This window comes from Nocardia huaxiensis, assembly GCF_013744875.1.
GTDB classification, from domain to species: Bacteria; Actinomycetota; Actinomycetes; order Mycobacteriales; family Mycobacteriaceae; genus Nocardia; species Nocardia huaxiensis.
Genome location: NZ_CP059399.1, coordinates 1,778,621 through 1,801,422, shown reverse-complemented (window position 1 = coordinate 1,801,422; position 22,802 = coordinate 1,778,621). Strand labels below are relative to the sequence as shown.

22 protein-coding genes are annotated in these 22,802 nt (G+C 66.8%); 11 read left to right on the top strand and 11 right to left on the bottom strand.

Annotated features, from left to right (window positions below; translation table 11 throughout):
- Window positions 1-157: 157 nt before the first annotated feature.
- From H0264_RS08145 to H0264_RS08130, 4 genes are all read right to left on the bottom strand, one after another.
- Window positions 158-448 carry a DUF2516 family protein gene (locus H0264_RS08145; RefSeq protein ID WP_181583401.1) on the bottom strand — a complete coding sequence of 97 codons (291 nt, stop codon included), beginning with the start codon at window positions 446-448 and terminating at the stop codon, window positions 158-160.
- A gap of 105 nt (window positions 449-553) precedes the next feature.
- Window positions 554-1,228 (bottom strand): heparin-binding hemagglutinin, encoded by a 675-nt coding sequence (locus H0264_RS08140; protein ID WP_181583400.1) that lies wholly within the window; start codon window positions 1,226-1,228, stop codon window positions 554-556.
- Window positions 1,225-1,764, bottom strand: a complete 540-nt coding sequence (locus H0264_RS08135) for a helix-turn-helix domain-containing protein (RefSeq protein WP_244976134.1) — start codon at window positions 1,762-1,764, stop codon at window positions 1,225-1,227. The genes H0264_RS08140 and H0264_RS08135 overlap by 4 nt, the downstream gene beginning before the upstream one ends.
- A 130-nt stretch (window positions 1,765-1,894) precedes the next feature.
- Window positions 1,895-3,235 carry a DUF445 domain-containing protein gene (locus H0264_RS08130; RefSeq protein WP_181583399.1) on the bottom strand — a complete coding sequence of 447 codons (1,341 nt, stop codon included), beginning with the start codon at window positions 3,233-3,235 and terminating at the stop codon, window positions 1,895-1,897.
- Between the two features lie 203 nt (window positions 3,236-3,438).
- On the opposite strand from H0264_RS08130, the gene H0264_RS08125 reads away from it, so the two are divergent.
- From H0264_RS08125 to H0264_RS08095, 7 genes are all read left to right on the top strand, one after another.
- A complete protein-coding gene (locus tag H0264_RS08125; protein ID WP_231083535.1) occupies window positions 3,439-4,104 on the top strand; it encodes a TetR/AcrR family transcriptional regulator in 666 nt (221 codons plus the stop codon).
- A gap of 128 nt (window positions 4,105-4,232) precedes the next feature.
- Window positions 4,233-5,669, top strand: coding sequence for an ABC1 kinase family protein (locus H0264_RS08120; protein WP_181583398.1), 1,437 nt, complete (start codon window positions 4,233-4,235; stop codon window positions 5,667-5,669).
- Between the two features lie 9 nt (window positions 5,670-5,678).
- Window positions 5,679-6,920 (top strand): saccharopine dehydrogenase family protein, encoded by a 1,242-nt coding sequence (locus H0264_RS08115; protein ID WP_181583397.1) that lies wholly within the window; start codon window positions 5,679-5,681, stop codon window positions 6,918-6,920.
- A gap of 264 nt (window positions 6,921-7,184) precedes the next feature.
- Complete coding sequence (locus tag H0264_RS08110; RefSeq protein WP_181583396.1) at window positions 7,185-7,865, top strand: ESX secretion-associated protein EspG; 681 nt, start codon at window positions 7,185-7,187, stop codon at window positions 7,863-7,865.
- Window positions 7,866-7,914: 49 nt separating this feature from the next.
- The gene (locus tag H0264_RS08105) at window positions 7,915-8,766 is read left to right on the top strand and encodes a polyphosphate kinase 2 family protein (protein WP_181583395.1); all 852 of its coding nucleotides are present in this window, start codon (window positions 7,915-7,917) and stop codon (window positions 8,764-8,766) included.
- Window positions 8,767-8,886: 120 nt separating this feature from the next.
- The gene (locus H0264_RS08100) at window positions 8,887-9,717 is read left to right on the top strand and encodes a thioredoxin domain-containing protein (protein ID WP_244976133.1); all 831 of its coding nucleotides are present in this window, start codon (window positions 8,887-8,889) and stop codon (window positions 9,715-9,717) included.
- Entirely contained in the window at window positions 9,714-10,280 is a 567-nt protein-coding gene (locus H0264_RS08095) for a vitamin K epoxide reductase family protein (protein ID WP_181583394.1), read from the top strand. Before H0264_RS08100 ends, H0264_RS08095 begins: the two co-directional genes overlap by 4 nt.
- Window positions 10,281-10,290: 10 nt before the next feature.
- Here the strand turns inward: H0264_RS08095 and H0264_RS08090 are convergent, their stop codons facing one another.
- On the bottom strand, window positions 10,291-11,418 hold the full coding sequence (locus tag H0264_RS08090; protein WP_181583393.1) for a S1C family serine protease: 1,128 nt from the start codon (window positions 11,416-11,418) through the stop codon (window positions 10,291-10,293).
- Window positions 11,419-11,564: 146 nt separating this feature from the next.
- Window positions 11,565-12,296, bottom strand: coding sequence for a ZIP family metal transporter (locus tag H0264_RS08085; protein WP_181583392.1), 732 nt, complete (start codon window positions 12,294-12,296; stop codon window positions 11,565-11,567).
- 106 nt (window positions 12,297-12,402) lie between these two features.
- On the opposite strand from H0264_RS08085, the gene H0264_RS08080 reads away from it, so the two are divergent.
- From H0264_RS08080 to H0264_RS08070, 3 genes are read left to right on the top strand one after another with little or no spacing between them, the layout of a single operon-like run.
- The gene (locus tag H0264_RS08080; protein ID WP_181583391.1) at window positions 12,403-13,455 is read left to right on the top strand and encodes an NAD(P)-dependent alcohol dehydrogenase; all 1,053 of its coding nucleotides are present in this window, start codon (window positions 12,403-12,405) and stop codon (window positions 13,453-13,455) included.
- A gap of 46 nt (window positions 13,456-13,501) precedes the next feature.
- Window positions 13,502-14,647, top strand: a complete 1,146-nt coding sequence (locus H0264_RS08075) for an AI-2E family transporter (protein WP_181583390.1) — start codon at window positions 13,502-13,504, stop codon at window positions 14,645-14,647.
- A 57-nt stretch (window positions 14,648-14,704) separates the two neighbouring features.
- Window positions 14,705-14,953 carry a hypothetical protein gene (locus H0264_RS08070; protein ID WP_181583389.1) on the top strand — a complete coding sequence of 83 codons (249 nt, stop codon included), beginning with the start codon at window positions 14,705-14,707 and terminating at the stop codon, window positions 14,951-14,953.
- Between the two features lie 127 nt (window positions 14,954-15,080).
- Here H0264_RS08070 and H0264_RS08065 read toward each other — a convergent pair whose 3' ends face one another.
- Complete coding sequence (locus H0264_RS08065) at window positions 15,081-15,278, bottom strand: antitoxin (RefSeq protein WP_244976132.1); 198 nt, start codon at window positions 15,276-15,278, stop codon at window positions 15,081-15,083.
- A gap of 303 nt (window positions 15,279-15,581) precedes the next feature.
- Here H0264_RS08065 and H0264_RS08060 point away from each other — a divergent pair, with 303 nt between their 5' ends.
- Entirely contained in the window at window positions 15,582-15,830 is a 249-nt protein-coding gene (locus H0264_RS08060; protein ID WP_181583388.1) for a hypothetical protein, read from the top strand.
- On the opposite strand, the gene H0264_RS08055 is transcribed toward H0264_RS08060, so the two are convergent.
- The 4 genes from H0264_RS08055 to aceA form a co-directional block, all read right to left on the bottom strand.
- Entirely contained in the window at window positions 15,793-17,661 is a 1,869-nt protein-coding gene (locus tag H0264_RS08055) for a hypothetical protein (RefSeq protein WP_420832043.1), read from the bottom strand. The two genes, H0264_RS08060 and H0264_RS08055, sit on opposite strands and share 38 nt — an antisense overlap.
- Window positions 17,662-17,771: 110 nt before the next feature.
- Complete coding sequence (gene metE / locus H0264_RS08050; RefSeq protein ID WP_181583386.1) at window positions 17,772-20,084, bottom strand: 5-methyltetrahydropteroyltriglutamate--homocysteine S-methyltransferase; 2,313 nt, start codon at window positions 20,082-20,084, stop codon at window positions 17,772-17,774.
- A gap of 179 nt (window positions 20,085-20,263) precedes the next feature.
- Complete coding sequence (locus H0264_RS08045) at window positions 20,264-21,136, bottom strand: 3-hydroxybutyryl-CoA dehydrogenase (protein ID WP_181583385.1); 873 nt, start codon at window positions 21,134-21,136, stop codon at window positions 20,264-20,266.
- Window positions 21,137-21,369: 233 nt separating this feature from the next.
- On the bottom strand, window positions 21,370-22,659 hold the full coding sequence (aceA, locus tag H0264_RS08040; protein WP_067716784.1) for an isocitrate lyase: 1,290 nt from the start codon (window positions 22,657-22,659) through the stop codon (window positions 21,370-21,372).
- Window positions 22,660-22,802: the final 143 nt, after the last annotated feature.

Genomic DNA, 22,802 nt, shown 5'->3' with positions numbered 1-22,802 from the left:
AAAAAATTCGGCTGCCGCCCCTTGAACAGGGGCGGCAGCCGAAAATCGTGGCGGCCCGGGGCGAAAACCAGCACCCTTTCGGGGCTCCAGAGCGACGCCCGAGCGCCTTTGGGGGTTCGGGGGCGAAGCCCCTGAGAATCTCCCAAAGAGTTGGGATTTACCAGCGAGGGCCCCGCTGAATCTCGTCGACCTTGGGCCGCACATCGGCCAAGTAGACGCCCGTCGCCACGATGGCGACGAGGCTGAGCAGGTTGTAGGGCACCATGCCGATCCAGAGGAACAGCAGCGCCACGGCGAGAATCGCTATCCAGGCGGGCTTGGTCAGCTTGTCGACCGCGGTGAAGGCGTCGGGCCGCTGCCGGATGGCATGAACGAGTGCGAACACCGTCATGCCGGCCGCCGCCAGCTGTAGCAGCAGAAGGATTGTGCTCGCGATTCCGGTGTTCACCCGACCGAGTTTAATTGCCCGGACGCCACCGCGGCGGAACGACAGCGGCCCTCGCACACCGAAATGTGCGAGGGCCGCGAGTCAGCGCGAACTGCGGTGCGCCGCTTACTTCTTGGCGGCCGGAGCGGCCTTCTTGGCCGGAGCCTTCTTGGCGGGCGCCTTCTTGGCCGGGGCGGCCTTCTTGGCGGCGGGCGCGGGCGCGGCCGGCTCGGACTCGGTGGTCACGCCGACGACCTCGGCCTCGACGGTCTCCTCGACCGCGACGGCGTCTTCCTTGACCCGGCCCAGCAGCGGCGCGACCTGGTCGGACACCTTGCCGATGACGTCCTGGGTCTGCGCGACCAGGTCGTTCACGACCGACTCGACCTGCTCGTAGCGACCCTCGAAAGTCGGGTTGGCGCGCAGCTTCTCGACGGTCTCCTCGCCGCGGGCGGCCAGGTCAGCGTACAGGTCGAGCAGCTGGTGGTAGTACTGGTCGACCAGCCGGCGCAGCTCTTCGGGGGTGGCCTTCTCACGCAGCTCGGCCAGGTCCTCGGGGAGTTCGGACGGCAGTGCGGCGACCCGCTGACGCAGCACCTCGACCTGCTCCTGCACATCGGCCGGCAGGTTGGCGAGGCGCTCACGGGCCTCTTCGACCCGGCCGGTCACGTCGGACGCGGCGGCGCGCTCACGGATCTGCGAGACGGCGTCGAGGACGGCGGTGTAGATGGCATCGCCGGCGCCGACGGTGGCGTAGATCGGCTTGGTCACGGTTGCGGTGGTGATCTTCGGTTCGGTCATTGCTGTTCGCTCTCCTGGCGTAGCGGAACTTCGGTTGTGCTCGGCGGAACCTCGTTGTCCCAATTCCCCCCGGGAACGCCCCCTGCAAGGTTCGTTGCGTCCCCTTCGTTCTCGCTTGCCGCGTTCTCTCGGCGAAACGATTCGTAGATGTCGAGGAGCACTTGCTTCTGACGCTCGGTGAGGCCGGCGTCGGCGAGCAGTGCGTCCCGGACGGGACCATGCGGCCGTTGTTCGAGGTACCCCGCCCGCATGTACAAGACCTCCGAGGAGACCCGCAGACCCTTCGCGATCTGGGCGAGTACCTCGGCGGACGGGTTCCGCAGCCCGCGCTCGATTTGACTCAAGTACGGATTGCTCACCCCCGCCAGCTGGGCGAGTTGACGTAGCGAGACCTGGGCGGCCTCGCGTTGTGCGCGAATGAAGCCCCCGATGTCGTGTGCCGCGTTGGCTACGCGGCCCGCCCGATCTCCGGCGTCGGCGGACGTCTCCGCGTTGGCGCCTTCGTTCGGTTCGGGAACCTCGGTGTCGTGCTTCATCACTCACCTTCCGGCGGTTGTGCGGTCAATTCTAGATAAGGGTGCTAGCTCTTGCAAGCACCCTGTTAGCACCCATCGGGCAAACGTCCGGCGGCCTTACCGGCGAGCCTTTCTGGTCAATTGTTCAGCCTCAGAACAGCAAATGTGAAATGGCGTAGATCGCCAGGCCCGCCAGGGATCCGACCACCGTGCCATTGATGCGAATGAATTGCAGATCGCGACCCGCCGCTAATTCGATCTTGCGACTGGCCTCGTCCGCATCCCAGCGAGCAACCGTGTCGCTGACCAGGGTCGCGAACTCGGCGCCGTAGTTGGCGACGAGATACCGGACCCCGCGCTCGAGCCACCCGTCCACCTTGTCGCGCATCTCCGGATCTGTCGAGAGCCGCTCGCCCAACTGCTGCACGTTCTCCGACACCTTGCGGCGCAGCGTCGAGCCGGGGTCGTCGGCCGACTCCAGGATCATCCGCTTGGCCGCCCGCCAGGTGGCGTGCGCCATGCCGGTGATCTCCTCGCGGCCCATGAGCTCGGCCTTCACCCGCTCCGCCTTTTTGATCATGGCGTCGTCGAATTGCAGATCGTGCGCGAATTCCTCGAGGAAACGATTCGCCGCCAAACGTACTTCGTGATCCGGTTGCGTGCGGACCTTCCACGTGAATTCCACCAGCTCGCGATAAATTCTTTCGGCCAGCAGGGTATTCACGAACTTCGGCGCCCAGCCCGGGGCATCCCGGTTCACGATCCGATCGATGGTGTCCTGACTGTCCAGCGCCCACTGGTGCGCGCGCTCGGCCAGCAGATCCAGCAGCGGGGCCTGCCGGTTGTCCTTGATCAGCTCGTTGAGCACCTTGCCGATGGGCGGGCCCCACTCCGGTTCGGCGATGCGCTTGACGATGGTCTGATCGATGATCTGCTCGACGTCCTCGTCGCGCAGCACCCCGACCACGGCCCGCAGAATGGTGGCGCTCTCGTCCGACACGCGCTCGGCGTGCACGGGATCGGCCATCCAGCGGCCGAGCCGGAACGAGATCTGGGCCGAATTCACCTTGGCCGCGACCACATCCGGGGACAGGAAATTGGTGCGCACGAAATCGCCGAGGCCCGCGCCCAATTGGTCCTTCTTCTTGCGGATGATGGCCGTGTGCGGAATCGGCAGCCCCAGCGGATGCCGGAACAGCGCGGTCACCGCGAACCAGTCGGCCAGCGCGCCGACCATGCCCGCCTCGGACGCGGCCTTCACATAGCCGACCCACTCCCCGCCGCTGCCGCGCGATTCGTACCAGGCGCAGAACAGGTAGACGAGGGTCGCCACCGCGAGGAATCCGGTGGCGATGATCTTCATCCGCACCAGATCGCGCTTCTTGCCCTCTTCGTCGAGGAGGTCGGAAAACGCGCCGCCCGGAGGTGTGGTCTTGACGGCCGTCGGTTGCTTCGCTTCGAGTACCCCGGCACTGCCGGCAGGTTGCTCCATATGTTCCATTCTTGCGCTTGTGACCGACTACACCCGGCTACCGGGCCCGTCTCGAACTACGACACGCGGTCGCATGCGAGGCTTAAGCTGAATACACGCAGATACCGACCCAGCATCGCGCGCGACCGAGGGAGCCCACGCTGTCCACCAAGAGCACCGTAAGCGCGGCCGTCGACGCGGCTTCCGCCCGGACTGGCGGCCGCGTGGACGGCCGTAAACGTCGCTGGCAGCAGCACAAGATCGATCGCCGCGAGGAACTCGTCGACGGCACCCTCGCCGCCATCCGCAAACGCGGCGGCGACGCGGGCATGGACGAGATCGCCGCCGAGATCGGTGTCTCCAAAACCGTTCTCTACCGGTACTTCTCGGATAAGCAGGATCTCACCCGGGCCACCATGGAGCGGTTCATCGAGACCACGCTCATGCCCCGCATCTACGCGGCCATCAGCGACGATCTCGACGAATACACGCTGGTGCGCAACACTCTCGCCGCCTATGTGCACACCGTCGACGCCGACACCGACGTCTACCGGTTCATCATGGGCAACGGCTCGTCCACCGACACCTCCACCCTCGCGGATTTCGAGAAGCTGTTCGCGCAGGTGGTGTCGGCGGTCATCGTGGACAAGGCCTACGACCGCGGCGTCAAGACCGAAGGCGCCATGCTGTGGGCCTACGTTCTGGTCGGCGGCGTGCAGCTGGCGACGGACTGGTGGATCACCAACCGCACCATGTCCACCGAGGAAATGCTCGACTACCTGACCATGATGGCGTGGTCGGCCATCGAGGGCATGATGCGCAACGGCGGCGACCGGCACTGGTTCACCTCCCAGCAGCATGTGCTGCCCGATCCGGAGAACAAGGTCTGACCGATTCGGCCACTGGGCCGGAAGATCGGGTTGTGGTTAGGCTGAAGCCTGGCGGGCACCGGTAGGCACGAAAGTTCTCGCCACATCGCGGCACCAACGGGGGCGCCGGGTCCAATGGAGGGTCACTGATGGCTAAAGAGCTGCCCACTTCCAGGCTTGCGCGGGGGACCAAGCTGGGTATGGCGGTCGCCGGAAATGCCATACGCGCGCAGAAGACTCGGCGATCGATGCGCGGCAGGTCCGAGGCGGTGCGTGAGCGCATGGCCGAGGAGTCCATGATCCGGGCCACCGAGCAGATGGTCATGGTGCTGGGCACCATGAAGGGCGTCGCCATGAAGCTCGGGCAGATGCTGTCGGTGCTGGATCTGGATCTGGTTCCGCCGGAGCATCGCGAGCGTTTCCAGCGTCGGCTGGCCGTGCTGCGCGACAGTGCGCCGAGCGTGTCGTTCGAGGTCATGAAGGCGGTCATCGAAGAGGACTTCGGCAAGTCGCTCGAGGATGTGTTCGCCGAGTTCGATCCGGAGCCGATCGCCGCCGCCTCCATCGGGCAGGTCTACAAGGCGACCCTGCACGACGGCCGCGAGGTCGTGGTGAAGGTGCAGTACCCCGGCATCGACGCGGCCGTGCGCGCGGACCTGAAGAACCTGGCCATGTTCCGGCGCATCCTGCAGTCGGCCATGCCGTGGGTGACACCGGCCGTGCTGGACGAGCTGCGGCTGAATCTGGAGAGCGAACTCGACTATGTGGCCGAGGCGAACACCCAGAAGCAGATCGCCGCGATCTACAAGGGGCATCCGTTCATCGTGGTGCCCGACACCATGCCGGAGCTGTCCACCACCCGCGTGCTGGTGAGCGAGTACTTCGCGGGCACCGGTTTCGAGGAGATCCGGAAACTGCCCGCCCCGGAACGGGATCGGATCGGCGAGATCATCTACCGGTTCTATGTGGGTTCGCTGTTCACCTTCAACGAGTTCTGTGGCGATCCGCATCCGGGAAACCTGTTGCTGGGCAAGGACGGCAAGGTCGCGTTCCTGGACTTCGGGCTCTACAACCGGATGGATCCCGAGCATGTGCAGTTCGAGGCCGTGTGCATCCGGGCCGCCGCCGAGGAGCGCGCGGAGGACCTGCGCGATCTGATGGTGGAGCGCGGGGTCATCGAATCCCCGGATGCGATCACGCCGGAGGAGTGCCTGGAATACGTGCTGGCGGCGTGTGAATGGGCGCTGCTGGATCAGGATCTGACGATCACTCCCGAATTGGCTTCGGGCGCTTTCGTGCTCGCGGTGGATCCGCGGGCCAGTGAGTTCGCGGGCATGAAGGAACAGAATCTGCCGCCGGAGCACCTGTTCTCGCGGCGCGCCGACTTCCTCACCTTCGGCATGCTCGGGCAGTTGGAGGCGACCGGGAATTGGCATCGCATCGCGCGGGAATGGCTGTACGGGGACGACCCGGTCACCGAACTCGGCCGCGCCCATCACGAATGGCTGGCGAGCCGCCCGGCTCCCAAGCCCACGACCACCACGGCGGCCCCGAAGAAGACGCGCAAGCGCGCCGCCAAAGCGTAGGAGAAGACAATGGCAGAGCGGGAATTCGATCTCGTGCTATTCGGTGCGACCGGTTTCGTCGGCAAGCTGACCGCGCTGTACCTGACCGAGGCCGCGCCCGCCGGGGCGCGCATCGCGCTGGCCGGACGATCACCGGAGAAGCTGGCGGCCGTGCGCGCCGAACTGGGCGCGAAGGCCGCGAATTGGCCGCTGGTGCAGGCCGATTCGACAGATCAGGCCAGCCTGGACGCGCTGGCCGCGCGGACCAGGGTCGTGGTGACCACCGTCGGCCCGTACCTGCGCTACGGTTTGCCGCTGGCGCAGGCCTGCGCCGAGCACGGCACGCACTACGCCGATCTCACCGGTGAGCCGCTGTTCATCCGCGAGTGCATCGACCGCTTCGGCGACCGGGCCGTCGAGACCGGCGCGAAGATCGTGAATTCCTGTGGCTACGACTCGATTCCGTCGGATCTGAGCGTCTATCAGCTCTACCAGCGCAGCGTCGAGGACAACACCGGCGAGCTCACCGACACCACCCTGGTGGCCTGGCTCAAGGGCGGCGTCTCCGGCGGCACGGTCGATTCCGGCCGCGCCATGATGGAGGCCATCGCCGCCGACCCGTCCAAGGGTTCGATCATGGCGCACCCGTATTCGCTCAGCCCCGACAAGTCCATGGACCCGGATGTCGGTCGTCAGACCGATCAGGCGCTGTCCCGGGCGTCGGCGATCGATCCGAGTCTGGACGGCTGGGTGGCCACCTTCGTCATGGCCGCGCACAACACCAAGGTCGTGCGCCGCTCCAACGGCCTGCTCGGCTGGCCGTACGGCAAGAACTTCCGCTACCGCGAGGTCATGAGCGTCGGATCTTCCACGGCCGCACCGCTGGTGGCGGCGGGCATCGCGGGCGGCATCGTGGCGACCATGGCCGCGGGCGCGGTGCTCTCCCGGGTCGCGGTGGGCCGCAAGCTGCTCGACCGCGTGGTCCCCAAGCCCGGGACCGGCCCGAGCGAAAAGTCCCGTCGCAGTGGCTGGTTCACCATGCGCACCTTCGCCAACACCACCTCCGGCGCGAAGTACGTCTGCACCTTCGCCGGTCAGGGCGACCCCGGCTACCAGGCCACCGCGGTCATGCTCGGCCAGTCCGGCCTGGCGCTGGCCTTCGACAAGCTGCCCGACCTCGCGGGCATCCTCACTCCGGCCTCGGCCATGGGCGACGCCCTCACCGAGCGCCTGCGCGCCGCCGACATCACCATCGAGGTCGCGCCCGCCTGACCCCGGCGGTCGTTCGAGATCAGGGAGCTCTGGTGGCGGGAATCTGTCCGATTCCCCGCCATGAGAGCTCCCTCGGCTTTCTGCAGGATTTTTGTGGGTGGGGGATGGGGGGTGGTCTGCGAGGGGGCGCGCCCGCAGATTCTCTCCGGTAGGGTCGCGATCGGGACGGAGGGTCGAACCGAAGAAAGGGGGGACACCCGATATGTCCGCACAGGACATCGGGTCAGGATCGGCAGGCCCCGATTCCACTGGGGGTCGGACGCTGTGAAATGGATTCTGACCCCGGATGAGTTCGCGTTGGTCTGGGCGCGTGAGACCGATATGGAACGCCGGCCGTACCCGCTCGACGGACTTCCCCTGTCCCCGGAGACCGACTGCGATTCCCCGCGGCTGCGGCATCGCTACCTGCGCCGCACCGATCCGGATCTGGCGGCCGCACTGATTCTGTGCGCGCGCAGCGACACCACCACCATAACCCTGTACGGCGAGCAGACCGCCGGTCCGGAGCCGCGCCGGATTCTCGCCTTCGCGGCGGTGGCCCAGCAGCGGGCGGGCATTCTCATCGCCCAGCCCGATGCCGTCACCGTGCTGGTGCGCCCGGCGGAGAGTCTGGGCCGCGAACTCGTGGAGATCATCGGTTCAGCGCCGGCGGGCCGGTCGGAGACCATGCGGGAACCGCATGCCGCGGTGCTGCACGAGCGGGCCGGTGAGGCCGACGGCGCCGGCCGCTTCCGCAGCAAACTCCGCCAGCCGGTGGACGGGCGCGGATTCATCACGGTCACAGTCGAACCCGCGAATCCGCTGGCGCCGCCCACCCGGCACCGCACCTGGCTGGATTTCTCCGGGGACGGCCGCTATCTGCTCACCACGGCCGCCGATCTCACCCTGACCCCGGTCACCGATGCCGAACTCGCCGACCACCTCATGCGTCTTGCGCGTGTCTGATTCGGCGAGTCCGCAACCACGCCCGTGCGGACCGTGCTAAACCCGACGAATGGCGAAGGCGATTACCTGGTCGAAACCGGCTTCGAAGGCCCTGCGCGCCGCGGGTGTGCGGGTCGCCGAGCTCGATACCTCGGCGACTCCCGGTTTCAAGGGCGACAAGCGCGCCGGTGCGGAACTGCTGCTGGAACGCCAGGCGGTGCTGTCGGATCTGCAGGAGAAGCTGTACGCCAACGGCCGTTCCGGTGACACCCGCAGTGTGCTGCTGGTGTTGCAGGGCATGGACACCGCGGGCAAGGGCGGCATCGTGCGGCACGTGATCGGCTCGGTGGACCCGCAGGGCGTGGATCACGCGGCCTTCGGGGTGCCGACGGCCGAGGAGAAGAAGCATCACTTTCTGTGGCGGATTCGCAAGCAGCTGCCCAAGGGCGGTCAGATCGGCGTCTTCGACCGCTCGCACTACGAGGACGTGCTGGTGGTGCGGGTGCACGAGCTGGTGCCGCCGGAGGTGTGGGGCAAGCGCTACGACGAGATCAACAAGTTCGAGCGCAAGCTGGTCGACGAGGGCACGACCGTGGTGAAGGTGGCCATGTTCGTCTCGCTGGAGGAGCAGAAGAAGCGCCTCATGCAGCGGCTGGAGCGCGCCGACAAGTACTGGAAGTTCAATCCGGCCGATATCGACGAGCGCGCCTTCTGGCCCGCGTATCAAGAGGCCTATCAGGCGGTGCTGGATCGCACCGACACCGATTACGCCCCCTGGCACGTACTGCCCGCCGACCACAAGTGGTACTCCCGGCTGGCCGTCACCGAACTGCTCATCGAGGCTCTGCAGAATCTCAAACTGGACTGGCCCGCCGCGCAGTTCGATATCGACGAGCAGAAAAAGCGCCTGGCGAAGGCGTGATACACGCCGCTCACCGCGGTGGATTTCGGCCTGCCAGCTGGCAAAACTGACAAATGTCCCTTCGGCGTGCGCCGCGTCATGGTGCACCATCACAAGGAGTTCTCAGGTTGTCGGGCGAAGATGGGCCCGAGATTCGTGACGACGAAAGGCGTGGTGAGCGCGCAGGTGAGCAGCAAACCGGGTGATCGCAAGAATCCGCTGGCGAAGGCGGACCAGGCCGATCGCAACCGCAAGATCTTGATCCAGGTGGGCGTGGCCGCGGTTCTCATCGGCCTGGTGGTGGCCATCGGCGTCGGGGTGATGAACAAGAAGTCCGACAAGGACGGCCAGGCCATCGACGCCAACTGGAATTCCGAGGCCGCCGCGGCGGTCCCGCCGAACCTCACCGACAGCGGCGCCATTCGCATCGAGAATGCGAGTGCCAACCCGCCGGAGGGTTCGAAGAAGGTGACCGTGCAGCTGGTCGCCGACCTGCAGTGCCCGGCGTGCGAGATGTTCGAGCAGGCCAATTCGGACGCCCTCACCAAGGCCGTCCAGAGCGGTTCCGCCGCAGTCGAATACAACATCATCAGCTTCCTGAACCAGGTGTCGAACGGCAATCTGTACTCGCAGCGCGCCGCCGCGGCCGCCTATGTGGTGGCCACCGCCGACCGCAGCAAGTTCCAGGACTGGGTGACCAAGATGTTCGCGGCCCAGCCGGCCGAGGGCAGTGACGGCATGACCGAGGACAAGCTGCTGGAGATCACCAAGTCCGCCGGGTACACCGATCCCGCTGTCGAGAAGGACATCAAGGAGGGCAAGTACACCTCCTGGGTCATGGACCACACCAAGTCCGTCTTCGCGACCGGCATCAAGTCCACGCCGACCGTGTACGTCAACGGCCAGCAGATCCAGCCGCCGATGACCAAGGACGGCATGACCGCGGTGATCGAGAGCGCGGCGAAGGGATGATCTCGGCTCCACCCCGGTCCGCGTGGCCCGTGCTGCTGCTCGGGCTGCTCGGCTGGGGAGCGTCCGTGACGCTGCTCGTCGAAAAGTTCAAGAGCCTCACCGATTCCGGTTACAAGCCGCTGTGCAGCATCGATTCGGTGGTCTCGTGTACGACGGTGATGGATTCGTCGGAGGCCGCGTTCTTCGGTTTCCCGAATCCGATCATCGGTGTGGTCGGGTTCAGCGTGGTGGTCACGCTCGGGGTGCTGGCGGTGGTCGGCATCGGTTTCCCGCGCTGGGTGTGGGGCGGGCTGTGGTTCGGGCTGCTGCTGGGCACGGTGGCGGTCTGCTGGCTGATCTACCACGCGGTCTTCACGATTCACGCGCTGTGCCCGTGGTGCATGGTGGTGTGGGCGGTCGTGCCGCCGCTGCTGGCGCTGGTGACCGGCCTGCTGTGGGGTAGGTCGCGCGGGTTCGTGCAGGTGGTGGTGGAGTGGCGGTGGACCATGGTCGCCGTCTACTACGCCGTGGTCATCCTGATCGTGTACATCCAGTTCCAGGATTACTGGAGTTCGAAACTCTAGCTCCGGGAAGCTAATTGGGCGGGCCGACGGTGAGCGTCACGCTCACCGTCCGCTGCGCCCCACCCGGTTCGGTGACGTTGAGCCGCACCACATCGTCGGGTTTGTAGGTATTGAGCGCCGCCTTGAGCGCCTGCCCGCTCTCGATGGCACGGCCGTCCACGGCCGTGATGACCTCGCCCTCGGCCAGCCCCGCCGCCTGTGCGGGCTGGCCCTGCACGGTCAATTCGATGCGCGCCCCGGCGGGCCGCTGCGAGTCGACGGTCATGACGCCGAGGACCGCGGTCGGGCCGATGTGCACGGTGTCCGTCGGTGTGCCGGAACGGATCTGCTCGACAATGTGCATGGCCGTGTCGATGGGCACCGCGTAGCCGTTGGGTCCGCGGCCCAGGGTCTTCTGCAGGTCCCCGGAGGCGGCGGTGACCACGCCGATGACCGCGCCGTAGCGGTCGACCAGCGCTCCCCCGGACTGCCCGGCCGCGACGGCGGCCGACACTTCGATCATGCCGCGCAACTGTTTCCGGCTCAGATCCGACGAATTGCGCGCGACGATGCTGTTGTCCAGCCCGGTGATGGGCCCGCCGACCGCGGTGGGTGATCCGGTGCCGCCCGCATTGCCGATGGCGAGCACTTCGTCGCCGAGCCGCAGCACGGCCGAGGTGCCGATGCGGGCCGCGGGCAGCCCGTCCGCGCCGGTGAGTTCGAGCAGCGCGATATCCGAGCCGGAGTCGTAGCCGAGCACCCGGGCCGGATAGGTCGCGCCGGTGCCGATATCGGAAACCGACACGGTCTCCGCGCCTTTGATGACGTGATGGCTGGTGAGCACCTGTCCTTCGGCGGTGAGCACGATGCCGGATCCGGCCGCGCCGAGCCCGAACGGGCGGACCGTCGAATTCACGTTCACCAGGGCCGGTTCCACCACGCCCGCAACCAGTTCGGTGTCGAGCGGGGGTAGCGGCGGGGTGATGAGAATGGCGGTGGTGTAGTCCTCGCGCAGGGTCCAGCGGGCGAGATCACCGTGGTAGCCGAGGAATGCGGTGGCGCCGAGGACGGCGGCGAAGAACAGGGCGAGCAGGCGTCCGCCCCGGCCTTCTCGGCGTGGGCCTTGCGGAGGGGTGCGAAGAAGGGTCTCGTCGCGCATGAACGCCTCCGACTCTCGTTCGCCCCACCGGCATCTGGACGGCTGTACCTTCTGGTGTACCAGGACAGCGTGCCCGTTCGGTGTTCTTCGCGGCAATACCCGTTCTGCGTCGCCGCAATTCACCAGTGGCTCGGTGGCATTGGCCGTCAGTGACTCAAAGCGGCCACGGCCAACATGAATCCCACACCGGCGAGCGTGCACAGCAGCGGCCATTTCGACGGCTTCCCGGCGTGCGCTTCGGGCAGGATGTCGGCGGTGGCCAGATAGAGCAGGAACCCCGCGAAATACCCGAGGTACATGCCAACCAGTTCGGTGGGCACCTTGACCAGCGTGCCCACGATCGCCCCCACTACCGGTGCGGCGGCATCGGCCGCGAGCAGGATCAGCCCGCGTTTCTTCTCGTTCCCGTACAGCGTGGTGATGGTGAAGGTATTGAAGCCGTCGGCGAAGTCGTGCGAGATGACCGCGATGGCCACCGCCACCCCGACTGTCGTACCGGCCTGGAATCCGAACCCCAGGCTGAGCCCGTCCAGGAAGCTGTGGAACACCAGCCCGGACGCCGCCAGAATCCCGACGGTCGCGAAATCGTGGTGGTGCGAACCGAATTCGTCCTCGTGCCCGCTGTGCAGCGCCACCGATTTCTCCATGATGTGCACGGTGAAGAACCCGACCACCGCGGCCAGCAGCGGCACCGGCACCCCGAGCGCCACCCGCGTATCCGCCTCGAGCGCCTCGGGCATGAGGTCGAACGCCACCACCCCCAGCATGACCCCGGCCGCCAGCCCGAGCACCAGCCGCTTGCGGTCGCCGATGCGCACCGCGACCAGCCCGCCGATGAGCGTCGAGCACATCGACACCAATGCCAGCAGAATCGCCATCGTCCCAGCATGCCGAGGGTCTGCCGGGTTTCTCACACGCCGCGCCGAGCGTGAGATTTCGGACGGACCCTTGGAGATCCGACCCATGCGCGAGTAGGCATAGACCATGAGCACTGCTGCCGCCTATGCCGTATCCGCGCCCGACGGGTCCTTCGAGAAGCTCGCCATCGAGCGCCGCGAACTCGGACCGCACGATGTGCTGATCGACGTGAAGTTCGCCGGCATCTGCCACTCCGACATCCACACCGCCCGCGACGAGTGGGGCGGCACCAGCTATCCGTGCGTGCCCGGCCACGAGATCGCGGGCCTGGTGGCGGCGGTCGGCTCCGCCGTCACCAAGCATCAGGTGGGCGATCGGGTCGGCGTGGGCTGCATGGTCGATTCCTGCGGGAAGTGCGAGGCGTGTATGGCGGGCGACGAGAACTACTGCGTCCCCGGTTCGACCATGACCTACAACACGCGGGTCTCCGAGGAACTCCAGCCCGGCGGATACACCCTCGGCGGCTACTCCACGCAGATCGTGGTGACCGAGAACTTCGTGGTCTCCATCCCGGAGGGCATCGGCCTGGATGTGGCCGCGCCGCTGCTGTGCGCGGGGGTCACCCTGTTCTCGCCGCTGCGGCACTGGAACGCCGGTCCGGGCAAGCGGGTCGCGATCATCGGCATGGGCGGGCTCGGGCACATCGGCGTGAAGATCGCCGCCGCCATGGGCGCGGAGGTCACCGTGCTCAGTCACTCACTGAGCAAGCAGGCCGACGGCGAGAAATTCGGCGCGAAGCACTACTACGCCACCAGCGAGCGCCAGACCTTCAAGGATCTGCGCAGCCATTTCGACCTGATCCTCAATACCGTGTCGGCGGATCTGCCGATCGACAACTACTTGAAGCTGCTGCGCCTCAACGGCACCCTGGTCATTCTCGGCCTGCCCGAAAACCCGCTCGCGGCAAAGCCGTTCACCCTGGCCGGCTACCGCCGCTCGCTGTCCGGCTCGATGATCGGCGGCATCGCCGAGACCCAGGAGATGCTGAACTTCTGCGCCGAGCACGGCATCGGCGCGGAGATCGAGGTCATCTCGGCCGATCAGATCGACGCGGCCTACGACCGGGTGGTCGCCAGCGACGTGCGCTACCGCTTCGTCATCGACGCCGCCACCATGTGACACGCCGTTCCGGGACGGATCGCCGGGGCCGGACTACGTTGGCCCTGTGGCCGAGGAAGATCCAGCACCCGACGCAGACGAACCGACACCGGTCCCCGTCTCGAATCTGATTCCGCCGTGGCTGCCGCGGGCCTACCTGCTCGCGGCGGTCACGGTCGCGGGCATCTTCACCGCGTTCTGGGCGATCACGAAACTGCAAGGGCTGCTGACGGTTCTGGTGGTGTCGCTGTTCCTGGCCTTCGCCATCGAACCGGCGGTGAACTGGCTGGCGGCGCGCGGCTGGAAGCGCGGACCGGCGACGGGCGTGGTGTTCCTGCTGCTGCTGGTGGTGCTGGTCGCGTTCGTGTGGACCATGGGTGAGCTGATCGTCGATCAGGTGACGGCCATCATCAACAATGCGCCGCAGTACGCCGAAGACGCGGTGAACTGGATCAATTCGACGTTCAACACCGATCTTTCGGGCAGCGACATCACCAAGAAGGCGACCGAGATGAGCTCGTCGCTGGAGGACTACGTGCTGGGTCTGGCCGGGGACGTCTGGGGCATCGGCACGACCGCGCTGGGCGTGCTGTTCCAGGGTCTCGGCGTGCTGCTGTTCACCTTCTACTTCGCCGCCGACGGGCCCCGATTCCGCAATGCGGTGTGTTCGGTGCTGCCGCCGGCCAAGCAGAAGCATGTGCTGCGGGCCTGGGACATCGCGGTCGACAAGACCGGCGGCTACCTGTATTCGCGTGCACTGCTTGCCCTGTGCTCGACCATCGCGCACTACCTGGCCATGCGGTTCCTGGACATGCCGCAGGCGTTCGCGCTGGCGCTGTGGGTGGGCGTCGTCTCGCAGTTCATTCCGACGGTGGGCACCTATCTGGCCGGTGCGCTGCCGGTGATCGTGGCGCTGGCGCAGAGTCCGCGCACCGCGCTGTGGATTCTCGGTTTCATCGTGCTCTACCAGCAGTTCGAGAACTACGTGCTGCAACCGCGAATCACGGCCACCACCTTGGACATGCATCCGGCGGTGGCCTTCGGCGCGGTGATAGCCGGGGCGGCGCTGTTCGGCGCGACCGGTGCGCTGCTCGCCATTCCGGTGACGGCTACCGCCCAGGCGTTCATCGGCGCCTACATCCGCCGCTATGACGTTGTGTCGGCGCCGGCACACTCCCAGCGCCAACCGGATGACAGAGAAAAGTCGCGCTGATCAGCACTATTGCTTGCAAGGGAAACACCCCCGAAGCAAGCACTAGGAGCTCATCGCATGACCGCCAAGCGTTTCGTCACCGTCCTGGCCGCGGCCCTGTTCACCCTCCCCGTGGGTGCGGGCGTGGCCTCCGCCCTCCCGGCGGGCGCGGGCCCCGCCGCCACCGATCGCGACGACAACTACTGGTACCACTACTACTGCGACAAGAACAGCAGGGGCTACAACTGGGACTACTGCTGGAGCCACTACAAGGACTGGTACCAGCGCGACCACGGCTACAACAACAACGGCGGCCACAACCGGTGAGCGAGCTTTCCGAAAGCGTGGCGATGAAGCCACGAAAGGCGCTGCGGCAGTAGGGGATCCGGCGGCGATGGGGCCGTCGGTGCTCGATGAGGAGTAACCCGCCTACTGCCCCCGCCTGCCCTGTGCCCTACTTCTCGGCCTGCTCGTGCAGCGCCTTCTTGGCTGCGTCCTGGACCTTGTCCACGTGCTGGGCGTACTTGCCCTCGGTGCGCTGGTCCACCAGGTCGCCCGCCTTGTCCACCAGGGGATCCAGCTTGTCCGCATGCTGCGCCGCCAGGTCGGCGGCCTTGCCCGCGGCATCCTTCAGGTTGTCGAACAGTCCCACGGTGGTACTCCTGTCTGCGAACGGAATTCGCCCACAGGCTAACCGGCCCCACGCCCGGGGCCGGTCAGGTCCGGCTGCGTTGTTCGCCACTACCGGGTGGACTTCCACGGCTGCGGGCCGTGCACCTGATCGCCCTTCTCGTCGGCCGACTCGTGGTGCTCCTTGTTCGGCTGTGGCTCCTCGGTGCGGTCGCCCTTGTCGTTCATGGTTCCCCTACTGTCGAATCGGCTCGAAATATTGTGGACCCCAAGCTATCCCGCGATTCGTGAAGCAATCGTGACGGCATCCGGCCCATGATTGGTCATGCCGGAAACCAATAAGCACAACCTCGTCTACTTCGAAGAACCGACCATGCGCGGACTGTACGAGAGCATGGAGGAGTGGCAGCAGGTCAACAGGCGTCGCCTGCTGTCGGTCAGCGTGCAGCAGGATCGGGACAACTTCTGCTGCATCGCCCTCACCAATCCGACCGAAGTCGTGATCACCAGCGCCGACGGGGCGCATCACGCGCAGGTCAGCCGGTTCGGGATGCTCGCCGTGGATGCGCAGTAGCCGCGGCCGTCGCGTGGGCCAGGCGCGCCGCGCCCCAGGACAGCGCCCCGATCAGCAGCAGTGAGCAGAGGAGGACGATCAGGCAGGCGCCGGTGTAGAGCCAGGCGGGATGATCGAAGGTTCGCTCCCGTTGCAGCACAGTGACTTCCGCGGCGAAGGGGCGGGTGAATTCGCCGAGGGCGGGGACGGCGTGCGCGCCGATGGCCGGATCGTCGGGCAGATAGACCGGGATCGCGGTGAGCGTGCGGCCATCGTGCACGCGCAGCACGGTCTTCCAGGTGCCCGATACCGGAACCGGTGCGGTACTGGCGTAGTGGCCGGGCTCGAGCTCGCGCAGGTGATCGACGACCAGACCGCGTCCGGGATTGGCCGATCCGGTGCCGCCCTGCCAGGCCAGAATCTGCACCCACTCCGGATCCGATCCGATGGCGTCGACCGGCGCGACCGTGACGTCGGCGGTCACCATCCGGCCGTCGCCGGTGCCCGCCACATCGGTCAATCGCACTGTGGCCGTGGCATTTTCGGGCACCTGCATGCGCAGGCCATTGGCGGTGGCGGCGGCCACGATCAGCACCGCACCGATGACGATTCCGCGGCGCAGCGCCGGACCGGGCATGGCCTCACCCCGCAGCACCATGCCGAGCAGCACCGCCACCGCGCCGCCCGCCACACCCACCGGCACCGCCATGGCGAGCGCCTCCGGCCACATTCCGGTGGGCCAGGTATCGACGAACATGGCTGCCACCCACAGGTTTTCGAGCCACAGCCCGACGGTGGCGACCGCGAGTCCGGTGAGCGCACCCCACCACAGCGGTTTGCCGAGCAGCGGCAGCAGACCCAGCAGTTCGACGACCACCGCCATGCCCAGGTACAGCGGGAACACATTGTCCGGAGCCCCGAGTACGGGGCCGACCAGCACCGCGATGACCCCGCGCACCACGACCGCGAAGACCGCCGCGACCAGCGCGCCACCCCTGCCGAGGGTGTAGCGCGCCGCGATCAGCGCCACCGCGCCCGCGACCACCATGAGCATGGGCTGGAAGACGAGCCGGAATTGCGGTACCCCGAAATCGAATTCGACCTGGAAGACCGAGAGCCCGATCAGCAGGCCGCCGAAGGCGAAGGATCGGGCGAGCCACAGCCACACCCCGTCCGTGCGGTCCGGGTCGGGTCGGTCGGCGCGGCCCTCGAGTTCCAGCAGCAGCACCGCGACCAGCGACAGTCCGGCTCCGCCGATCAGCATGAGATGTGTTGGCCCCCAGAGCGTCACGTCCTGCCCGAACAGCCGGTGCCAGATATCGTCGAGCGGGAAGCCGAGCAGCGCGTAGAGTCCGGCGGCCGCCATGAGCAGCCCGCCGACCGGTGCGTGCCAGTTCCGGGTGAGCCGTACGGCGGCGGGTCCCGGCTTCTCGTCCAGCGGCAGCAGCACGGCCAGCATGCCCGCGACGAACAGGAAGAACAGCCCGATCATGATGAAGTAGTGCGCCGGATTCGCCAGCGGCCCTTCATCTCTGCCCTGTCCGATGTGCAGGCTGACGTCCCAGATGAAGCCGAGCATGGCGGTGAGGATGGTGGTGATGAAGACAGTCAGCGGCAGCGCCACCCATCCGGGCCGGTTGGACCAGCGGCCGAGTCCGTCGGCGAGGTTGCCGAGCCAGCTGATCCGCCGGGTGCGATGCAGGTATCCCACGGCCAGTACGCCGGCCGCGATCAGAATGGCCGAACCGGTCAGCACCGCGACCTGATCCAGTGCGGCCCCGCCGCCCTCGCCGCCGTCCGCGGTCACCGTGATGTCTGGGCTCATCGGTCGAACTTTCTCTGTAACTCGCATTCTCTGTAACCGTCTGCCCAGAAGACTGAGAGGTATGCGTCGGTGCGACGAAACAGTGCGGCGGCACCGGATCCCGTCCGGTGCCGCCGCACTGTCGATGGTTCAGCGAATTACTCGCCCGCCTCCTGGGCTTCGGCCCGCCGGCGCACGCGCCGCGCTGCCGCGACCAGATTGCGCAGCGACGGATCCAGCTGCCAGTGGTGGCGGGTCTTCAGACCGCCGTCCGGGTTGGCCCAGAGCCGTTGCGGGGTAACGGCTTTCGCCGCAGCGGTGAGCAACTCGTCCAGTTCGTCGATATCCGGGATGCGGGCCGACCGGCTCTCGTACACACCCGGGCCGACGCCGTGGGTGAGGCCGTGGCCTTCGGCGCAGTCCTCGGTGAGCGCCTCGAGCACCCATTCGATGGACCGGGTCGCGACGATCGCGGTGACGTCGGCATCGAGCTCGTCGATGGCGGCGACCACGTCGCTGCGGCTGGAATAGCCGATGTGCGTGTGGATCTGCGTCTCCGGCCGCACCCCGGCCGTGGCCAGCTTGAACGCCCCGACGGCCCAGCGCAGGTATTCCGCGCGCCCCTTGGCGCGCAGCGGCAGCAGCTCACGAATGGACGGCTCGTCCACCTGGATGATGGCGATGCCCGCCTTCTCCAGGTCCACGACCTCGTCCCGGATGGCCAGCGCCACCTGGTCGGCGGTCTCGAACAGCGGCTGGTCCTGGCGCACGAACGAGCGCGCGATCATGGTGACCGGCCCGGTGACCATGCCCTTGACCGGCTTGTCGGTGAGCGACTGCGCGTAGGCGGTCCAGGACACCGACATGGGCTCCGGGCGCGCCACGTCGCCGTACAGGATCGGCGGTCGCACGCACCGGGATCCGTACACCTGCACCCAGCCGAAGTGGGTGGTCGCGAACCCGTCGAGCAGTTCGGCGAAGTACTGGATCATGTCGTTGCGCTCGTGCTCGCCGTGCACGAACACATCGAGGCCGATGTCCTCCTGCAGGCGGATGGTCGACTCGATCTCGGCCTCGATGACCTTGCGGTAGTCGTCGTAGGACAGCCGCCCCTGGCCGAGTTCGTAGCGCGCCTGCCGGGCGGCATTGGTCTGCGGGAAGGAACCCAGGGTGGTGGCGGGCACCAGCGGCAGCTGAAGTTTGTTCTGCTGCGCCAGTTTTCGCGTCTCGTAGGGTTCGCGCTCCCGCATCTGCGGGGTCACGTTGTAAACGCGTTGCCGCACCGCGTGCTTCTGCTTGAAGTGCACGGAAGTCGGCTTCTTGCGCCACTTCTCGGAGGGGCCTTCGGTAAGGGCCTTCGCGAGCGAAACCACCTCCAGCACCTTCTGTTTGGCGAAGGCGAGCCGGTCGGCGACATTGTCTTCGATGTCGTATTCGACGAGCAGGTCGTAGGGCACGTGCAGCAGGGTCGCGCCGGTGGACACCACCATGTCCGGGCACACCTTGGACAGCGCGTTGAGGTACTCCAGCGTCACGTAGCGGTCGGCGCGCCACACATTGGTGCCGCTGATCACGCCCGCGTACAGGCGTTTGCGCGAGATGCCCGGAATCTTGGCGAGTTCCTCGGGCACGATCCGGTAGCTGGCCAGGTCGAGTCCGATGGCCTCGATCTTGGTGCGCGCCAGGATCTCGATGGCCTCACCGAAGTCGCCGTACTGGCCGGTGACCAGGATGCGCGGGCGCAGCGGGGCCTTGCCGAAGCGCTGGTAGGTCTTCTCGAACAGCTCCATGGTGGACGGCGACCGGTCGCTGGTGAAGCAGGGTTCGTCCAACTGCACGCAGGTGGCTCCGCGCTTGGCGAGGATCTCGAACAGTTCCTCGTACACCGGTAGCAGCTTGTCGAGCAGCACCAGCTTGTCGAATTCGGTTTCGCCCGGGACGTGTCCGGTCTTGGACAGCAGCAGCAGCGACAGCGGGCCGAGCACCACGGGGCGCAGTTCGATGCCGGCGGCCTTGGCGCGGTCGAACTCCTCGAGCAGTGCCTCGGGGTGCAGCGAGAATTCGGTGTCGAGATCGAGTTCGGGCTGCCGGTAGTGGTACGGCGTGTTCAGCAGGCGCACCAGCTCCAGCGGCGGCAGGTCGGGCCGGCCGCGCGCCATCAGGAAGTAGAAGTCCAAGGGGTGCAAGGCTTCTCGTTCGGCCTCGAACCGCTTGGGGACCGCGCCGAACAGCAGCGCGTTGTCGAGAATGTGGTCGTAGTAGGAGAAGGTGTTGCCGGGCACCTGGGTGAGCCCGGTGGCGGCCAGCTCCAGATACTGGCTCTCTTGAATCTCCCGGCCGACGGCGACCAATTCGTCGCGCGAGAGTGTGCCGTGCCAGTAGGACTCCAGCGCCCGCTTGAGTTCCCGATGCTGACCGATGCGTGGGTAGCCCAGGATGCTCGATCCGAAGCCGTCGGTGACGTTGGCCATGAGCGCGCCACTCCTCCTTTAGTTGCCTGTGCGGCGCCCACCAGAGGTGGACGCCGCACAGTTTGCGCCCTGTGTACCGGGCGTTGCTCAGCCCGGAGTGGGCCGGCCGGTGTCACCGGCCCTTCTGTTTGCCAGCTTATGCGTCGCGGGGGTCCAGCAAACCTGTACCCGCGTGCCGATTACTTGCGGTCGTACTGGTAAAAGCCCGCGCCGGTCTTCTTGCCCAGCAAACCCGCTTCGACCATACGCATGAGCAGCGGCGGAGCGCTGTACAGCGGCTCCTTGAACTCGGAGTACATGGAGTCGGCGATGGACTTCACGGTGTCGAGGCCGACCAGGTCGGTCAGGGCGAGCGGGCCCATCGGGTGGGCACAGCCCAGCACCATGGCCTTGTCGACGTCTTCCTTGGTGGCGAAACCGGATTCGACCATGCGGATCGCGGAGAGCAGGTACGGCACCAGCAGCGCGTTGACGACGAAGCCGGAGCGGTCGGCGGAGCGCACGACCTGCTTGCCGAGGATGTCGGAGGCGAACTGCTCGGCGCGCTTGGTGACCGAGTCCGAGGTCTTGAGCGTGGTGATCAGCTCGACCAGCGGCAGCACCGGAACCGGGTTGAAGAAGTGCATGCCCACGACCCGCTCGGGGTTGTTGGTGGCCACGGCGATCTTCATGATCGGGATGGAGGAGGTGTTGGAGGCCAGCACCGCGTTCGGGTCGGTCACGACCTTGTCGAGCTCGGCGAAGATGGAGGTCTTCACCTCTTCGTTCTCGAGCACGGCCTCGACCACGAGCTGACGGTCGGCGAAATCGCCCAGATCCGAGGTGAAGCGCAGCCGCCAGGCGGCCTGCTCGCGCTCCCGCTCGGTGATCTTGCCACTGGACACCCCGCGGTCCAGCGACCGCAGAATGCGGGCACGCCCGGCAGCGGCCAACTCACGGGTCTGTTCGAAAACGAGGACATCGACATGCGCCCGAGCACAGACTTCGGCGATACCCGCACCCATCTGTCCGGCACCGATGATGCCGACGCGCTGAATCTTTTCGTTGCTCACGTCCCGCTCCTGCTGTTGTTGGCCGTCAAGGCTCGTGGTTGAAGGCGTCGTATGGAGACCCTGCGCCTTCGTAAGGTCTTGCGTTTGAAGTTATTAGAAAAATGCCCTCCCCGCCGGGGCTGTCGACGGGAAGGGCAGGTCCCGGGGCGGCTTACGGTGTGATGCGACGGCCGCCCCGGGGCTGTTCTCAGAACCTGTTGCGGCTCAAATCAATTCGAGCCGCTGGTGGGTTCTCAGTGGAACTGGCCCTCTTCGGTGGAGCCCTTCAGCGCAGCGGTGCTGGTGTTGGGGTCGACCGTGGTGGCGATGGTGTCGAAGTAGCCGGCGCCGACCTCACGCTGGTGCTTGATGGCGGTGAAGCCACGCTCGGCGGCGGCCTTGAACTCGCGCTCCTGCAGGTCGACGAAGGCGGTCATGCCCTCGCGGGCGTAGCCGTAGGCCAGGTCGAACATGCCGTAGTTCAGCGAGTGGAAGCCGGCCAGGGTGATGAACTGGAACTTGAAGCCCATGGCGCCCAGCTCGCGCTGGAACTTCGCGATGGTGGCGTCGTCCAGGTGCGCCTTCCAGTTGAAGGACGGCGAGCAGTTGTAGGCCAGCAGCTGGTCCGGGAACTCGCTGCGAACCGACTCGGCGAACTTGCGCGCGACCTCGAGGTCCGGCACGCCGGTCTCCATCCAGATGAGGTCGGCGTAGGGGGCGTAGGCCTTGGCACGCGCGATGCAGGGCTCGATGCCGTTCTTGACACCGAAGAAGCCCTCGGGGGTGCGGGTGCCGTCGAGGAACTCGCGGTCGCGCTCGTCCACATCGGAGGTGATGAGGGTGGCGGCCTCGGCGTCGGTGCGGGCGATGATGACCGACGGCACGTCGGCGACGTCGGCGGCCAGACGCGCGGAGGTCAGGGTGCGGATGTGCTGCTGGGTGGGGATCAGCACCTTGCCGCCCAGGTGGCCACACTTCTTCTCGGAGGCCAGCTGGTCCTCCCAGTGCACGCCGGCGGCGCCGGCGGCGATCATGGCCTTCTGCAGCTCGTAGGCGTTCAGCGCGCCACCGAAGCCGGCCTCGGCGTCGGCGACGATCGGGGCCAGCCAGTTGGCGACCGAGGTGTCACCCTCGACCTTGGCGATCTCGTCGGCGCGCAGCAGCGCGTTGTTGATGCGACGCACCACGGCCGGAACCGAGTTGGCCGGGTACAGCGACTGGTCCGGGTAGGTGTGGCCGGACAGGTTGGCGTCACCGGCGACCTGCCAACCGGACAGGTAGATGGCCTTCAGGCCGGCGCGGACCTGCTGCACGGCCTGGTTGCCGGTGAGGGCGCCCAGGGAGTTGATGTAGTCCTCGTTGTTGACGAGGTCCCAGAGGATCTCGGCACCACGACGGGCGAGGGTGTGCTCCTCGACAACGGTGCCCTGCAGCTTCACGACCTGATCGGCCGTGTAGTTGCGGGTGATGCCCTTCCAGCGGGGGTTGGTGTCCCAATCCTGCTGGAGTTCCGCAGCGGTCTTCGGGGTGCCGACGTTCGACATCTCTGACTCCACTTCTTCGTTCGGTCTCGGTTGCCCCGCCGGTCGATCCACTCGCGTTGTTCGACCACTGCTGGAGCGGCAATTCGCAGACTTGTTAGGCCCGCGGGGTGTACTTCCACACGATGGCACAGGAAAAAATGTGC

Bases quoted from the DNA above. Each gene is read 5' to 3' on its own strand.
- H0264_RS08130 (WP_181583399.1), bottom strand. From the start codon at position 3,235: ATGGAGCAACCTGCCGGCAGTGCCGGGGTACTCGAAGCGAAGCAACCG.
- H0264_RS08140 (WP_181583400.1), bottom strand. From the start codon at position 1,228: ATGACCGAACCGAAGATCACCACCGCAACCGTGACCAAGCCGATCTAC.
- H0264_RS08090 (WP_181583393.1), bottom strand. From the start codon at position 11,418: ATGCGCGACGAGACCCTTCTTCGCACCCCTCCGCAAGGCCCACGCCGA.
- H0264_RS08080 (WP_181583391.1), top strand. From the start codon at position 12,403: ATGAGCACTGCTGCCGCCTATGCCGTATCCGCGCCCGACGGGTCCTTC.
- H0264_RS08095 (WP_181583394.1), top strand. From the start codon at position 9,714: ATGATCTCGGCTCCACCCCGGTCCGCGTGGCCCGTGCTGCTGCTCGGG.
- metE (WP_181583386.1), bottom strand. From the start codon at position 20,084: ATGGCCAACGTCACCGACGGCTTCGGATCGAGCATCCTGGGCTACCCA.
- aceA (WP_067716784.1), bottom strand. From the start codon at position 22,659: ATGTCGAACGTCGGCACCCCGAAGACCGCTGCGGAACTCCAGCAGGAT.
- H0264_RS08070 (WP_181583389.1), top strand. From the start codon at position 14,705: ATGACCGCCAAGCGTTTCGTCACCGTCCTGGCCGCGGCCCTGTTCACC.
- H0264_RS08120 (WP_181583398.1), top strand. From the start codon at position 4,233: ATGGCTAAAGAGCTGCCCACTTCCAGGCTTGCGCGGGGGACCAAGCTG.
- H0264_RS08105 (WP_181583395.1), top strand. From the start codon at position 7,915: ATGGCGAAGGCGATTACCTGGTCGAAACCGGCTTCGAAGGCCCTGCGC.
- H0264_RS08085 (WP_181583392.1), bottom strand. From the start codon at position 12,296: ATGGCGATTCTGCTGGCATTGGTGTCGATGTGCTCGACGCTCATCGGC.
- H0264_RS08055 (WP_420832043.1), bottom strand. From the start codon at position 17,661: ATGCGAGTTACAGAGAAAGTTCGACCGATGAGCCCAGACATCACGGTG.
- H0264_RS08060 (WP_181583388.1), top strand. From the start codon at position 15,582: ATGCCGGAAACCAATAAGCACAACCTCGTCTACTTCGAAGAACCGACC.
- H0264_RS08135 (WP_244976134.1), bottom strand. From the start codon at position 1,764: ATGAAGCACGACACCGAGGTTCCCGAACCGAACGAAGGCGCCAACGCG.
- H0264_RS08100 (WP_244976133.1), top strand. From the start codon at position 8,887: ATGGGCCCGAGATTCGTGACGACGAAAGGCGTGGTGAGCGCGCAGGTG.
- H0264_RS08115 (WP_181583397.1), top strand. From the start codon at position 5,679: ATGGCAGAGCGGGAATTCGATCTCGTGCTATTCGGTGCGACCGGTTTC.